General features: G+C 58.0%; 14 protein-coding genes and 1 riboswitch. Of the genes, 11 read left to right on the forward strand and 3 right to left on the reverse strand.

What is annotated here, in order from left to right:
- The first annotated feature begins 183 nt into the window (after nucleotides 1-183).
- A complete protein-coding gene (locus tag WFL93_RS08750; protein ID WP_007891232.1) occupies nucleotides 184-1416 on the forward strand; it encodes an MFS transporter in 1233 nt (410 codons plus the stop codon).
- Nucleotides 1417-1535: 119 nt separating this feature from the next.
- Here the strand turns inward: WFL93_RS08750 and WFL93_RS08755 are convergent, their stop codons facing one another.
- A complete protein-coding gene (locus WFL93_RS08755; protein WP_007891233.1) occupies nucleotides 1536-2411 on the reverse strand; it encodes a LysR family transcriptional regulator in 876 nt (291 codons plus the stop codon).
- Between the two features lie 123 nt (nucleotides 2412-2534).
- Here WFL93_RS08755 and WFL93_RS08760 point away from each other — a divergent pair, with 123 nt between their 5' ends.
- The gene (locus WFL93_RS08760; protein WP_336777897.1) at nucleotides 2535-3260 is read left to right on the forward strand and encodes a pirin family protein; all 726 of its coding nucleotides are present in this window, start codon (nucleotides 2535-2537) and stop codon (nucleotides 3258-3260) included.
- Nucleotides 3261-3447: 187 nt separating this feature from the next.
- On the forward strand, nucleotides 3448-4761 hold the full coding sequence (locus tag WFL93_RS08765) for an MFS transporter (protein ID WP_336777898.1): 1314 nt from the start codon (nucleotides 3448-3450) through the stop codon (nucleotides 4759-4761).
- Between the two features lie 128 nt (nucleotides 4762-4889).
- Here the strand turns inward: WFL93_RS08765 and WFL93_RS08770 are convergent, their stop codons facing one another.
- A complete protein-coding gene (locus WFL93_RS08770; protein ID WP_007891239.1) occupies nucleotides 4890-5327 on the reverse strand; it encodes a 6,7-dimethyl-8-ribityllumazine synthase in 438 nt (145 codons plus the stop codon).
- A gap of 291 nt (nucleotides 5328-5618) precedes the next feature.
- Nucleotides 5619-5738: riboswitch (TPP riboswitch) on the forward strand.
- 129 nt (nucleotides 5739-5867) lie between these two features.
- Between WFL93_RS08770 and WFL93_RS08775 the strand changes: the two genes are divergently transcribed.
- The 8 genes from WFL93_RS08775 (at nucleotide 5868) to fepB (ending at nucleotide 12203) form a co-directional block, all read left to right on the forward strand.
- A complete protein-coding gene (locus WFL93_RS08775) occupies nucleotides 5868-6812 on the forward strand; it encodes an FAD-dependent oxidoreductase (protein ID WP_336777899.1) in 945 nt (314 codons plus the stop codon).
- Complete coding sequence (gene thiS / locus WFL93_RS08780) at nucleotides 6796-6993, forward strand: sulfur carrier protein ThiS (protein WP_336777900.1); 198 nt, start codon at nucleotides 6796-6798, stop codon at nucleotides 6991-6993. Before WFL93_RS08775 ends, thiS begins: the two co-directional genes overlap by 17 nt.
- Nucleotides 6994-6996: 3 nt before the next feature.
- Nucleotides 6997-7755: a thiazole synthase gene (locus WFL93_RS08785; protein WP_336777901.1), complete on the forward strand. Its 759-nt coding sequence runs from the start codon at nucleotides 6997-6999 to the stop codon at nucleotides 7753-7755.
- A gap of 11 nt (nucleotides 7756-7766) precedes the next feature.
- Nucleotides 7767-8732 (forward strand): HesA/MoeB/ThiF family protein, encoded by a 966-nt coding sequence (locus WFL93_RS08790; RefSeq protein ID WP_180824222.1) that lies wholly within the window; start codon nucleotides 7767-7769, stop codon nucleotides 8730-8732.
- Entirely contained in the window at nucleotides 8729-9445 is a 717-nt protein-coding gene (locus WFL93_RS08795) for an ABC transporter ATP-binding protein (protein WP_336777902.1), read from the forward strand. Before WFL93_RS08790 ends, WFL93_RS08795 begins: the two co-directional genes overlap by 4 nt.
- Nucleotides 9429-10163 (forward strand): ABC transporter permease, encoded by a 735-nt coding sequence (locus WFL93_RS08800; protein WP_072093394.1) that lies wholly within the window; start codon nucleotides 9429-9431, stop codon nucleotides 10161-10163. The genes WFL93_RS08795 and WFL93_RS08800 overlap by 17 nt, the downstream gene beginning before the upstream one ends.
- A gap of 9 nt (nucleotides 10164-10172) precedes the next feature.
- Nucleotides 10173-11105: an ABC transporter substrate-binding protein gene (locus WFL93_RS08805; RefSeq protein ID WP_336777903.1), complete on the forward strand. Its 933-nt coding sequence runs from the start codon at nucleotides 10173-10175 to the stop codon at nucleotides 11103-11105.
- A gap of 147 nt (nucleotides 11106-11252) precedes the next feature.
- Nucleotides 11253-12203, forward strand: coding sequence for a Fe2+-enterobactin ABC transporter substrate-binding protein (fepB, locus tag WFL93_RS08810; protein ID WP_336777904.1), 951 nt, complete (start codon nucleotides 11253-11255; stop codon nucleotides 12201-12203).
- Here fepB and entS read toward each other — a convergent pair.
- The gene (gene entS, locus WFL93_RS08815) at nucleotides 12200-13462 is read right to left on the reverse strand and encodes an enterobactin transporter EntS (RefSeq protein ID WP_336777905.1); all 1263 of its coding nucleotides are present in this window, start codon (nucleotides 13460-13462) and stop codon (nucleotides 12200-12202) included. The two genes, fepB and entS, sit on opposite strands and share 4 nt — an antisense overlap.
- Between the last annotated feature and the right edge of the window lie 62 nt (nucleotides 13463-13524).

A 13524-nucleotide genomic window follows, 5' to 3' on the forward strand; every position in this document is an offset into this window, starting at 1 on the left:
TTATCGCGCGAATCATTGGCTGCAGTGTGCCAATTCCTATTTTGCGCAATAAATTGCGCCGCTACGGCATGTGCGGGTTTTTACGCTATCATATGCCGCTTACTTAACTCAGTTACGACGATGGTTGCTGTTTAATGCGCCCACGATCCTGACTGAGTTCTTCACCTGTGGTTCGGAAAACTCATGTCATCAGTACAACCCCAACTTACTCAGCTGCCGAATGAGGCATCGCTGCCGCGTCAGAGCGTGCTGAAAGCCCTGTTCGCGCTCGGCACCGGCGGTTTTGCCATTGGTACCGGCGAATTCGTCATCATGGGCCTGCTGCCCGATGCAGCCAAAGGCCTCAACGTATCGATTCCCTCCGCTGGGCATCTCATCAGTATTTACGCCCTCGGCGTGGTGATTGGTGCGCCACTGCTGGCGGTGTTAGGCGCGCGCGCCTCACGTCGTAACTTCCTGATGACGCTGATGGGCCTGTTTGCCGCCGGTAACCTGCTGAGTGCGATTGCGCCCGGCTATTACTCGATGCTGCTGGCGCGTTTCCTCGCCGGTTTCCCGCACGGCACCTTCTTTGGCGTGGCGGCGCTGGTAGCTGCTGGCCTGGTCGAACGCAAAAAGCGCGCGCAGGCGGTGTCGATGGTGCTGTTTGGCCTGACTATCGCCAACTTACTCGGCGTGCCCGCCGTCACTGCCATAGGTCAATGGTTCGGCTGGCGTGATGCGTTTGCCATTGTCGGCGGTCTGGCGCTGGTGACCTTGCTGTTAATTTGGCTGTGGGTGCCGAACGTGGCTGGCGACAAACAGGCCAGCCCGCTGCGCGAACTCTCCGCTTTGACGCGCAAACAGGTGCTTTTAACGCTGGCGATTGGCGCGGTGGGTAGCGGCGGTTTGTTCTCGGTGTTTAGCTACGTTAAACCGACCATGACCGAACTGGCGCAGATGCCGGTGAGCTGGATTCCCGCCGTGCTGGCGCTGTTCGGGCTGGGCATGATTATCGGCAACATTGCCGGTGGCCGTCTGGCCGATCGCGGCATTGAAAAGACCATCCGCATTTTGCTGATCTGGTCATTTCTGGTGCTCAGCGCCTTTGTGTTTGCCGCGCACTATGCGCTGGCGGGTGCCATCAATGTGATGCTGGTGGGCACCATGGTGGCGCTGGCGGCGGTGCTGCAAATCCGCTTGATGGACGTGGCCGGTGATGCGCAAACCATGGCGGCAGCGATGAACCACTCGGCGTTTAACCTGGCGAATGCACTCGGCGCGTGGCTGGGCGGCGTCACCATTTCAGCTGGCCTGGGCTGGCAGTCAACCGGTTGGGTGGGCGCGATTCTGGCGGTGTTAGGCCTGCTGATTCATGCGGTGGCGATGCGCGATGCGCGCCGTAAATCCATCACTTTTGCTCACGAAAGTCACTGATACTTATTAATAAGCACACACCGTAGCGGCGCAATTTATTGCGCATTGCCAGGATGGGCATAGTGCCTCCATTGGTAAACGCGATGAATCGCGCCGCTACGTTTGGTGCAAGTCATTGATTACGCCAGCTTCTCCTGCAAAAAAGCCATAAACACCCGATTAATTTCACTGCGCTGGCGATGTTGTGGATAAAGCGCATTCAGATTCAGCGTTGCCGGTTGCCACTCTTCCAGCACGGTAATCAGCTCGCCACTGGCTAACGCCGGTGCCACGATGAACTCGGGCAGCAGAATCAGCCCCAGCCCGGCAACGGCCGCATCGCGCAGCATCTCTCCGTTATTGCTAACCATCGGCCCTTGCACGCTAATCACTTTGCGCTCATCGCCTCTAAACAGTTCCCAGCCCGTTTGGCTTTCGCGCCCGTAGCGCAGGCACAAATGCTCGGTGAGCGCTTCTGGCGTGCGCGGTGCGCCGGCGCCCTGCAGGTAGGCCGGACTGGCGCAAATGACTCGCCGGAACTCGCCGAGTCGTTTGGCGATCAAACTGGAATCGGGCAGCGTGCCAATGCGGATCGCCATATCGAAACCTTCGCCCACCATATCGACATAGCGATCGGCCAGTTCAACCTGGAACTGCAATCCCGGATGCAAGCTGAGAAACTCGGCAATAAACGGCGACAGATGGCTGATGCCAAACGACATCGGCACGCTGAGACGGAAACTGCCTTGCAGCGCCTGACGGCGTCCCGATACCGCCAGCTCGGCTTCCTGCACATCATCGAGAATGCGCTGCGCGTGCTGCGCAAACAGCTGTCCGTTATCCGTCACCGATAACTTACGCGTATTACGATTGAGCAGACGCGTGCCGAGCGACTCTTCCAGAGCGGCAATACGGCGGCTGACATATTGTTTCGACAGCATGAGCTGTTCGGCGGCGGCGGTGAAGTTACCGGCTTTGATTACGGCTACATAAATGCGGAGATCTTCAATCTGCATATTGTCCACTCATCGGTGACACTCATTGTCATTTGAACGCATTGTTAGGCAAAACAGTTTACGTATACTGATCTGCAACGGGAAGGGTAATCGCCCTCCAACAGCACATTTGAGGAGCAGATCATGATTGAACAACGCCTGTCAGAACAACGCGGAGTGGGTGACCACGGTTGGTTGAACTCACATCACACTTTTTCCTTCGCTAACTATTGGGATCCGCAACAGACCGGCTTCTCCGATCTGCTGGTGATCAATGATGACCGCGTTGCCGCAGGCCGTGGATTTGGTGCGCACCCGCACAACAATATGGAAATCATCTCCTATGTGCTGGAAGGCGCGCTGGAGCATAAAGATTCCATGGGCACCGGTTCGGTGATTGTGCCGGGCGATGTGCAGCTGATGAGCGCCGGTAGCGGCGTCACGCACAGCGAGTTTAACCACTCGAAAACGGATAAGGTGCACTTCCTGCAGATCTGGATTGTGCCTGCTGAACGTAACACGCAGCCGGGTTATCAGCAGGTTTCCGTGGCAGAGAGTGACAAGCGCGGCCAGCTGCGTTTGATCATTTCGCCAAACGGCGACAACGGTTCGCTCAGCGTGCATCAGGATATTCGTATTTATGCCGGACTGTTTGACGGAGCAGAGCAGCAGACTTTCGAACTGGATGCCGATCGCTACGCCTATATTCACGTGGCACGCGGCAGCATCGAAGTGAACGGTGTGACGTTCAAAGAGGGCGACGGTGCACGGGTTCGCAACGAAACTGCGCTGCAGTTCGCTAACGCTGATGATGCGGAAGTGCTGGTATTTGATTTGCGTCCGCTGGAAGTGAATCATCCGCAGCGTTAATGATTAAAAAGAGCGCAAAGAGCAGTGCGAGCCATCGCGCTGCTTTTTTTTATGCGCGATCACAGCGTATGTAACACTTTTTCTTAACATTAATTGCAGTGATTAAGATCGCAATAATTATTTCCATACTCTCTTTAATAGATAGCCATTGAACCTAAGCATCATGGCTAAACATGGAGAGGGCAGCATGCACGAAAAAATCCCCGGAACGCGTTGGTATCGCGTCATTGCCCCAATTCTTATCACCTGCATTGTTTCATTCATGGATCGCGTCAATATTAGCTTCGCGCTGCCTGGCGGTATGGATCAGGATTTGGCGATCACCAGCCAAATGGCCGGTGTGGTCAGCGGCATCTTCTTTATCGGTTATCTGTTTTTACAAGTGCCTGGCGGTCGTATCGCGGTGAATGGCAGCGGGAAACGTTTTATTGCCTGGTCGCTGGCCGCGTGGATGGTGGTCTCGATCGCCACCGGGTTTGTCACCAATCACTATCAGCTGCTGGCGCTGCGTTTCGTACTGGGGATTTCCGAAGGCGGCATGCTGCCAGTGGTATTAACCATGGTCAGCAATTGGTTTCCGGAAAAGGAGCTGGGACGCGCTAACGCCTTTGTCATGATGTTCGCGCCGCTGGGCGGCATGTTCACCGCCCCGATATCGGGCTACATCATTAACGTGCTGGACTGGCGCTGGCTGTTCATTATTGAAGGCCTGCTTTCTGCCGCTGTGCTGCTGGTGTGGTGGCTAGTGATCGCCGATCGTCCTGAGGATGCGCGCTGGTTACCCGCCCGAGAAAAAGAGTATTTGCTGCGCGAGCTGGCACGTGAAAAGGCCCAGCATCTTAAAAAGGAACCGGTTAGCAAAGCGCCGTTAAAAGCGGTGTTCCGGAACTCGGGTCTGATGAAGTTGGTGGCGCTGAACTTCTTCTACCAAACCGGGGATTACGGTTACACGCTGTGGCTGCCGAGTATCCTGAAAAATCTTACCGGCAGCAATATGGCGGGCGTTGGCCTGCTGGCGGCGATTCCGTTTGTCGCCACAGTTCTGGGCATTTACGCCATTTCCTGGTTGAGCGATCGCACCGGCAAGCGGCGTTTGTGGGTGATGGTTTCGCTGTTCTGTTTCGCCGCTGCGTTGCTGGCTTCGGTGGTGCTGCATGACAACGTCGTCGCCGCCTACATCGCGCTGGTGGTGTGCGGCTTCTTCCTGAAAGCGGCGACCAGCCCATTCTGGTCGATTCCCGGACGTATCGCCGCGCCGGAAGTGGCAGGGAGCGCACGCGGTGTCATTAACGGTTTAGGCAACCTGGGCGGATTCTGTGGGCCGTATCTGGTGGGCATCATGACGCTGCTGTACAGCCAAAACGTGGCGATTTGCTGGCTGGCGGGATCGCTGGTGATTGCGGGCATCTTTACGCTATTACTGCCAAAAGCGTGCGATATCAATCCTTCCGAGCCGCGCCGACAGGTAAAGGAAAATCATTTGATGAGTGTGAAACATTAAGTCGAGGCAAGTCAGGAAGGGGGACGGAAAATTGCCTATATGCAGCTGGCACTATTCTGAAATTTAACCTTGAGTACGCGTAATAATTAAAAAGGGAGCAGCTAATCCGTTGCTCCCTTTTATACGTTTCAATCAATCGAAAGATTATGAATAGCCAGCACAGCACGCGCGGCTTCTTTGCCTTTCTTGATGAAATGCTCGGTATAGAAGTTTTCGATGACATCAACCGGCTGGAAATTATGCGGGGTTAATGACACGGAAAACACCGGCACGTTGGTCGTCAGCTGTACGTTCATCAGGCCATCCACCACGGCTGCCGCGACGAAATCATGGCGATAAATACCGCCGTCCACCACCAGCGCCGCGCAGACAATCGCATCGTATTTGCCGGTTTCTGCCAGACGCTTAGCCAACAGCGGCATTTCAAATGCGCCAGGCACTTCCAGCACTTTTAATTGCGCTTCAACGGATTGATCGGCTAATTCTTTTTCGAAACCAACCAGAGCGTTATGGACAATTTCTTTGTGCCATCCGGCTTTAATAAATGCAATTTTAATATTGTTCATGATTATTCCGACATCACCTGTAATTGTTCTTGCGCATATAATAATGTGTTTGTATACCATATGTTACGTTTATGATCCACCGACGCGAAACCCGTCATACTTCGAGCTGCAGGTGCGTTGGCTGCGCGTGTTCACCCCAGTCACATACTTCAGTATGCTCCTGGGGATGAACCCACTTGCCGCCTTCCTGCAACTCGAATTATTTTGGGTTTAAGTATGGAGAAGACAATTTAACCACACCCTTAGTGCAGTTATTCCGCGCTTGACGGCGACCATCGCCTGCAATACAAATAGACGCGTCGGGGGAGTCTCGCCACAGAGACTGAGAGGCTAATAGCGCACTGCGCGGCTTAGCGACCCTTTGAACCTGACCCAGTTGATACTGGCGTAGGAAGACTGACAGCTTGTTAGTTTGGCTGTCTGGCGCTAAGGCAAGCTCGATGGTTGGCGCCCTTTCCCTTCTCCTGTATCTGCGGGTCTCAGTCAACACTGAGAGGCCGATGTGAACTTCCCCTTTTTAAACATCCTGGAACAGGCGCTGTGAGCCGCTGGAGCGTGCTCGGCTGCGGCGTGGCCGGCTTGTGCGTGGCAACGTTGCTGGCGGAACGCGGTGAAGACGTTGAGGTGATCGGCGATGCATCGCGGCGTCCGGCTTCCTGGTTTGCGGGTGGCATGCTGGCGCCCTGGTGCGAAGCCGAAAGCGCACCGCGCGAGGTGATCTCCCTTGGACAGCACTCTGCCGCGTGGTGGCAACAGCGCGTCAGCAGCGTCGAGCATCAGGGTACGCTGGTGGTGGCGCCGCCACGCGATAGCCAGGAACTCAACCGTTTCGCCCGCATGACCGAGCAACATCAATGGGTCGATCCCAGCCACATCGAACCGGCGCTGGAAGGACGCTTTGCGCGCGGTCTGTTCTTCGCTCAGGAAGCGCATCTCGATCCGCGCCTGGCGCTACAGGAGATGCGTGAAAAGCTGATCGCCCGCGGCGTAGCCTTCAGCTCGCATGCGCCAAGCGGCCAGATTATCGATTGTCGTGGTATCCATGCGGCGCCTGAACTGCCGCGCCTGCGCGCAGTGCGCGGTGAGATGCTGATTCTGCACAGCGATGAGGTGCAGTTTTCCCGTCCGATCCGCCTGTTGCATCCGCGTTTTCCCTGCTATCTGGTGCCGCGTCGCGGCGGCCATTTCATGCTCGGCGCCACCATGGTTGAGAGCGACGATGCCAGCCCAATCAGTGCCCGCGCCATGATGGAGTTACTCAGCGCCGCTTACGCTATTCATCCAGCATTAGCGGAAGCGAGCGTCATCGAGAGCGGCAGCGGGCTGCGTCCGGCCTATCCGGCCAATCTGCCGGAAATTCACTACCAAAATGACACCTTTTATCTCAACGGCATGTATCGCCACGGTTTTCTGCTGGCACCAATGCTGGCAGAGCAGCTGATGCAGCGCCTATCTGGAGAGCAATCCTATGAACATTCAGCTTAATGGCCGCGCCATCAGCACCCAGGCCACCAGCCTGAGCGAATTGTTGATCGAGCAGCAAATTGATGTGGCCTGCGTGGCCACCGCCTTTAACGGCGCCTTCGTGCCGAAAAGCCAGTACCACACGCAGCTGCTGGATGAAGGTTGCCAGCTGGAAGTGCTGTCACCGATGCAGGGAGGCTAAGCGATGTTTTACGATCATGATCCCCAATCACGCTTCCTGCTCGGCACCGCGGGCTATCCTTCGCCGGCGATTTTACAGCAGGCGATTGCCGCCTCTGGCAGCGAAATCATCACCGTTAGCCTGCGACGTGAAGGCGCTGCCGGTGCAGCATTTCGCGATCTGCTGACCGGACTCAACATCCGCGTGTTACCGAACACCGCCGGCTGTCACACGGTGAAAGAGGCGGTCACCACCGCGCATATGGCACGAGAACTGTTCAATACCGCGTGGATCAAGCTGGAAGTGATCGGCCACGCCGACACGCTGCAGCCCGATCCGTTCGCGCTGGTAGAAGCGGCGCGCATTCTCTGTGCAGACGGCTTCCAGGTATTTCCCTACACCACTGAAGATCTGATCGTTGGCGAAAAGTTGCTGGCGGCAGGCTGTGAACTGTTGATGCCGTGGGGCGCGCCGATCGGTTCCGGCCAGGGATTGCGCAACATCGACGGCCTGCGCGCGATGCGCGCCTGGTTTAGCGATGTTCCGCTGATCATTGATGCCGGGATTGGTGCGCCGTCGCAGGCGGCGCAGGCGATGGAGATGGGTTTCGATGGCATTTTGCTGAATACCGCGGTCGCGAAAGCGGGCGATCCCATCGTGATGGCCAACGCTTTCCGTCAGGCGATTGAAGGCGGGCGAGCGGCACGTAGCGCCGGATTGATGGAGAAGCGCGATATGGCGAGTGCGTCCACGCCCATCTTTGGCCTGGCAAATCTCAACTGATGGGCGGCGATATGGAACGCTATCAACGCCAGATGATGCTGCCGGAAGTGGGTGAAGACGGGCAGCGCAAACTGCGCAACGCGCGCGTAGTGGTGGTGGGTGCCGGCGGGTTAAGCGCGACGCTGCTACCGCAGCTGGTGGGCGCGGGCGTCGGCCATATTCGGCTCTACGACGACGACGAAGTGGCGCTGCATAACCTGCATCGGCAAACGCTGTTTACTCTGCAGGATATCGGCCAGCCCAAGGTGCTCAGCGCACAGCAGGCATTACAGCAGCGTAATCCCGAGGTGCAGATCGACGCGCTGCAGCAGTCACTGAGCGCCAGCAATGTGCAGCAGGCGTTGGCGCAGTGCGATCTGGTGATCGACGCGGCGGATAATTTTGCCGTCACCTATCAGCTCTCCGATGCGTGCATGCTAACGGGCATCCCGCTGATCAGCGCCTCGGTTCTACGCAGACAAGGTTACGTGGGCGGTTTTTGTGGCGGAGCGCCGAGCTATCGCGCGGTATTTCCCCGCTTGCCCTCCTCGGCGGCGAACTGCAACACCGCAGGCGTGATGGGGCCGGCGGTCGCTGCATTGGGCGCGATGCAGGCGCAGATGGCGCTCAGCGTGCTGCTTGAGCTGCAGCCATCGCCGCTTGGCTGTCTGGTGAACTGTGATTTTGTTAACTGGCACTTCCGCCCGTTCCGCTTTGATCAGGCCGAAGAACCGCAACAGGCGGTGCCGTTTATCGATCGGCAACTGCTGGCGGCGGATGACTGCATTGTCGAACTGCGTAGCCATGAAGAAGCGCCAGTCAGCGTCGCAGAGAGCGTTGAACGCCTTCTGCCGCAGGCGATCGCCACATGGCAGCCACCGACGCAGCAACGCATTGTGCTGGTGTGCGCCAGCGGCATTCGTGCCGCGCAGGCCGCTGCAGTGTTGGCGCAGCGTGGCTTTAACCAGCTGGCGATTCTGGCGGCAAATCGCCCATGAGCCACGACATTCTTTTCAACGACGTGAGCTTTAGCTGGGGCGATAAACCGCTGTGCCAGCAGCTGAATCTGCAGCTGCGCGGCGGCAAAACCACGGTGATGCTGGGACGCAGCGGCATCGGCAAAAGCACGCTGCTACGCTTGATCGCGGGATTACTTCAGCCGCAACAGGGCGCGGTGCAGGGATTGAGCGGCAATGTGGCGTGGATGGGGCAGCAGGATCTGCTCTATCCGTGGCTGACGGTGCTGGAAAACGTGATGTTATCGGCACGACTGGGCGGTGAAAAAGCAGATCGTCCGCGCGCGCTGGCGCTGCTGGAGCAGGTAAAGCTCAGCGAGGTGGCACACGCACCGCCGCATCAACTCTCTGGCGGTATGCGGCAACGCGTGGCGCTGGCGCGCACGCTCTATGCGCAGCGTGAGGTGGTGCTGATGGATGAGCCGTTCGCCACGCTTGATGTGATGACCAAACTTAGCCTGCAGACGCTGACCGCACGCTTGCTGCAAGGTAAAACCGTGTTGCTGGTGACCCACGATCCCCTGGAAGCCTGCCGCATGGCCGATGACATTTTACTGCTCGATGGCCAACCGCTGGACATCGAAAACTGGCCGGTGCCTGACGGTGTAACACCGCGACCGTTCGATGATCCCGGCGTGTTGCAGGCACAGGCGCAACTTTTCTCCCGATTGAATACCCATGAAAACACTGTTTAGCGCGATCTATTTGTGCGTGGTGCTGCTGTGCGGCTGGCTGCTGGCGCGTCACAGCGGCGTGCCGACCTTTTTACTGCCCGCTCCGCAGGCGGTGCTTGAAGCGCTATGGCTGCATCGCCAACTGCTCTGGCATCACACGTTGTATACGCTGGCGGAAATTGTGCTGGCGCTGCTGCTCGGCGTGGGTGCCGGCGTGACGCTGGCGGTGCTGATGGCCGCCAGCCCGCTGTTGCGTCGCGTGCTGTTTCCGCTGGTGACTGCCAGCCAGGCGATCCCGGTATTTGCCCTCGCGCCGCTGCTGGTGCTGTGGCTCGGTTTTGGCATTGCGTCGAAAGTGGTGGTGGCGGCGTTGATTCTGTTTTTTCCGCTGTGCTTGTCACTGTTCGATGGGCTGTGCCGCACGCCGAGCGGCTGGCTGGAGCTGGCGCAAACCACCACGCCATCGCGCTTCCGCATCTTCTGGCGCGTGCGCTGGCCCGCCGCCTTACCGCAGTTTTTTTCCGGCTTACAGATGGCGGCAGTGCTGGCACCGATCGGCGTGGTAATCGGTGAGTGGGTTGGGGCGAGTGAAGGGCTGGGCTATCTGATGATGCAATCGAACGCTCGCCTTGAAACCGCCACCAGCTTTGCTGCGCTGCTGCTGTTACTGATTCTGGCGCTGCTGCTTTCCGGCAGCGTAGCGCTTATTCGTAAGAAAACCCTCTGGCAAACTCTATAAGGATGCACCTTGAACACCCTACGTATCGCCATCACCGCTTTGCTGTTGCTGACGACCAGCAGCGCGCACGCTGCAGAGAAAGTTCGTCTGCTGCTCGACTGGTTTATCAACCCGAACCACGCGGCGATTTTTGCTGCCCAGCACAGCGGCGCCTTTAAAAAAGAGGGGCTGGAGGTGGAGATGATCGCACCGGCCGATTCGGCATCCGTGCCGCTGCTGCTGGCGGCGGGGAAAGTCGATCTCGCTATCAGCTACCAGCCGCAGCTGTATACGTTGGTGGAGAAACAGGTGCCGGTGATCCGCGTTGGCACTATGGTCAACCAGCCGTTGAACACGCTGACGACGCTGTCGAGTGATATCCACTCGCTCAAGGACTTTGCCGGGAAAACCTTGGGCTACGCCGTGCCGGGCACCGAGGATGTAGCGATCCGCAATATGCTGAAATCGCAGGGCGTTGATGCCGATAAAGTGAAGCTGATTAACCTGAATATGGACGGTGAATCGGCGCTATTGACGCACAAGATTGATGGTGCAATGACCATTTTCCGCAACTATGAGCTGTTAGATCTGCAGGACAAAGGCGCCCATCCGACGGTGTTCAAGCCGGAAGATCATGGTGTGCCAGCGTACGACGAGCTGATCATTTTGGCGAACCAGAAAACAGCGGCGCAGGATAAACGTATTCCGGCGTTCCTGCGCGGTCTGGATGCCGGCGTGGCGTGGCTGCGCGCGCATCCGCAAGAGGCGTGGCAGGCGTTTATCAAGCAATATCCGGAGCTGAACACCAAACTGAATCATCAAGCGTGGCAGGCGACGCTGCCGTACTTCGCTGCGCACAGCGCAGAGTTTGATCGGGCGCGCTATCAGGCATTTGGTGATTATATGAAAGCGAATGGCGTGATTAAGGATGTGGCGCCGATGGCGCGTTATTCACTGCAGTAACTTCTGCCAGGTGCGCATTAATGCGCACCCTACGAATATGTAGGGTCGTCATTCATGGCGACCGAAATACACAAAGAATTACGCTTGCACACCGCTGTATTTTTGATAATGATATTTATTCTCAACTATCAAGTCATGGACAACCTGATGCGTTTCCCCGCTCTTTCTCTGCTGCTCAGCCTATTTGTCATCTGCACTAACGTCCAGGCCAACGCCAGCTGGCCGCGCACCATCGAAACACCGCAAGGCCCATTTACGTTGCAACAGCCGCCGCAGCGTATTGTTTCGACCAGCGTCACGCTGAGCGGCACCTTGCTGGCAATTAACGCGCCGCTGATCGGCTCTGGCGCCACCAGCCGCAACAGCAGCGTCGCGGATGCGCAGGGCTTCTTTACTCAGTGGAGTGAAGTGGCGAAAGCGCGTCAGGTAAAACCGCTGTATGTGTCGCAGCCGAACGCCGAAGCGATTGCTGCCGAAGCCCCGGATTTGATTGTGATGGCCGCTACCGGCGGGGATTCGGCGCTGCGTCTTTACGATCAGCTACGCACCATTGCACCGGTTTTAGTGATCGACTACGGCGATAAGAGTTGGCAGGCGCTGGCCTTGCAGCTGGGCGAGATCACCGGTCACGACGCGGATGCGCAACAGGTCATTACGGCGTTCGATCAGCGCGTTGCCGCGGTGCGCGACCAGATTACGCTGCCGCCGCAGCCGACTTCTGCGCTGGTCTACTACGAAGATGGGCGGGGTTTAAACCTGTGGACACCGGCGTCGGCGCAGGGCGCGTTGTTAAAGGATTTGGGTTTTACCTTAGCCGCGCCGCCCGCCAGTTTCCAGGGCAGCACCAGCATGGGCAAGCGCAATGACATTATCCAGATGAGCGGGGAAAACATGGCCGATGGCATCACCGGCAACACCCTATTGCTGTTTGCCGCCGATGAAAAAACCGTGCCGCAGGTGGCGAAGAATCCGTTCCTCGCCCATTTGCCAGCGGTGCAGCAGCACGACATTTTTGCCATGGGTAACGACACTTTCCGCCTCGATTACTACAGCGCCAGCAATATGCTCAGCAGCATCGAGCGGCAGTTCTCACATTAAGCATCGGCGGTGGCCGGCTGCGGTGTCTCCGGTTGATGGCTAAGACGCGCGGTGCGCAGGCCGCGCGCCGCCAGCGACAGCAGGACCAACAGGCCCGCGGCCAGGCCGCCAAACCACAGCACGCTGCTCAGCGGCGCCAGCACCCGTGCCAGCGCGCCTAAACCCAGCGCACCCACCGAATCGCCGGTGACATCCTGTGCCGTTCCCAGACTGTTCACGCGGCCCAGCAGCGCATCCGGCGTATGATGCTGCGTCAGCATAAACTGCAGCAGCGAGGCGATGGCGTTACTGTAGCCGTAACACACCAGCGCCAGCAGCGCGGGCAGCAAATGGCTGTAGAGACCGAGCGAGGCGATGCAGGTAAACGCCAGCAGCGCACAGCCAATCAGCACCAGCCCCGGACGCGTTAACTGTCGCACCCAGCCGCTGGTAAACGCGCCAATCATCGCACCCAGCGGCACCGCCGAGTACATCAAACCTAATGCCGAGGCATCGGCGTGAAACGCCAGCGCCAGCGCCGGGAACAGGATACGCACCGCACCGACCATGCTCAGCAGCAATCCAACCAGCACCACCGCGCCGACCACTTTATGCTGGCAGACAAACTGCATGCCGCTCGCCAGCGCGCGCAGCGGATGCTCTGGCTCCTGCTGTTCAGGCTGCATCGTCGGTAAACGCACCAGCGGAATTAGCGTGGCGAGCGTGCCGATAGCGGCGACGGCAAAGGCCCAGCCGACGCCTGCTGCGACGATGATCATGCCGCCGAGCGCGGGTGACAGAATCGCGCCGAGGCGTACCGTCAGCATGCTGAGTGCGCCGGCTTCCGCCAGATGTTCGCGACCGACAATCAGCGGGATGACCGCCATCAGCGCGGTCATGCCCAGGGCGCCAAAGAAGCCATCCCAAAAGGCGAGGAAATAGAGCGCCAGCAGCGAAGGCGCCGGGCTGAAGGCATTCAGACTGAGCAGCACAAAGCCGATGCCGCAGGTGCCGCGTGCGAACAGAATCAGCTTGCGGCGATCGTAGCGATCGGCCAGCACGCCGCCGAGCAGCAGGCCGATAAACATGCCGATGCCATCGAGCATCACCGCCACGCCCACCTGCAGCGTGGAGCCGGTCATCGCCTGAATCTGCACCGGTACGCCCACTGCCAGCATGCCGAGCGCAAACACCGATAGCATGCGAGCGCAGAAAATCGCGCGGAACGATGCGTTGTTTTTCAACAAACTAAAATCTAAAAATATCGAGGGCTTAGCCATATATCTCCAACAATAAATCCCATTTGCATCACCCGTAGCGGCGCAATTCATTGCGCGTCTTT

Source organism: Pantoea sp. USHLN256, assembly GCF_037149875.1.
In the GTDB taxonomy this organism is placed as follows: domain Bacteria; phylum Pseudomonadota; class Gammaproteobacteria; order Enterobacterales; family Enterobacteriaceae; genus Pantoea; species Pantoea nemavictus.

Excerpts from the sequence above, each read along its gene's own strand:
- WFL93_RS08750 (WP_007891232.1), top strand. The coding sequence starts at position 184 with ATGTCATCAGTACAACCCCAACTTACTCAGCTGCCGAATGAGGCATCG.
- WFL93_RS08755 (WP_007891233.1), bottom strand. The coding sequence starts at position 2,411 with ATGCAGATTGAAGATCTCCGCATTTATGTAGCCGTAATCAAAGCCGGT.
- WFL93_RS08760 (WP_336777897.1), top strand. The coding sequence starts at position 2,535 with ATGATTGAACAACGCCTGTCAGAACAACGCGGAGTGGGTGACCACGGT.
- WFL93_RS08765 (WP_336777898.1), top strand. The coding sequence starts at position 3,448 with ATGCACGAAAAAATCCCCGGAACGCGTTGGTATCGCGTCATTGCCCCA.
- WFL93_RS08770 (WP_007891239.1), bottom strand. The coding sequence starts at position 5,327 with ATGAACAATATTAAAATTGCATTTATTAAAGCCGGATGGCACAAAGAA.
- thiS (WP_336777900.1), top strand. The coding sequence starts at position 6,796 with ATGAACATTCAGCTTAATGGCCGCGCCATCAGCACCCAGGCCACCAGC.
- WFL93_RS08785 (WP_336777901.1), top strand. The coding sequence starts at position 6,997 with ATGTTTTACGATCATGATCCCCAATCACGCTTCCTGCTCGGCACCGCG.
- WFL93_RS08790 (WP_180824222.1), top strand. The coding sequence starts at position 7,767 with ATGGAACGCTATCAACGCCAGATGATGCTGCCGGAAGTGGGTGAAGAC.
- WFL93_RS08795 (WP_336777902.1), top strand. The coding sequence starts at position 8,729 with ATGAGCCACGACATTCTTTTCAACGACGTGAGCTTTAGCTGGGGCGAT.
- WFL93_RS08800 (WP_072093394.1), top strand. The coding sequence starts at position 9,429 with ATGAAAACACTGTTTAGCGCGATCTATTTGTGCGTGGTGCTGCTGTGC.
- fepB (WP_336777904.1), top strand. The coding sequence starts at position 11,253 with ATGCGTTTCCCCGCTCTTTCTCTGCTGCTCAGCCTATTTGTCATCTGC.
- entS (WP_336777905.1), bottom strand. The coding sequence starts at position 13,462 with ATGGCTAAGCCCTCGATATTTTTAGATTTTAGTTTGTTGAAAAACAAC.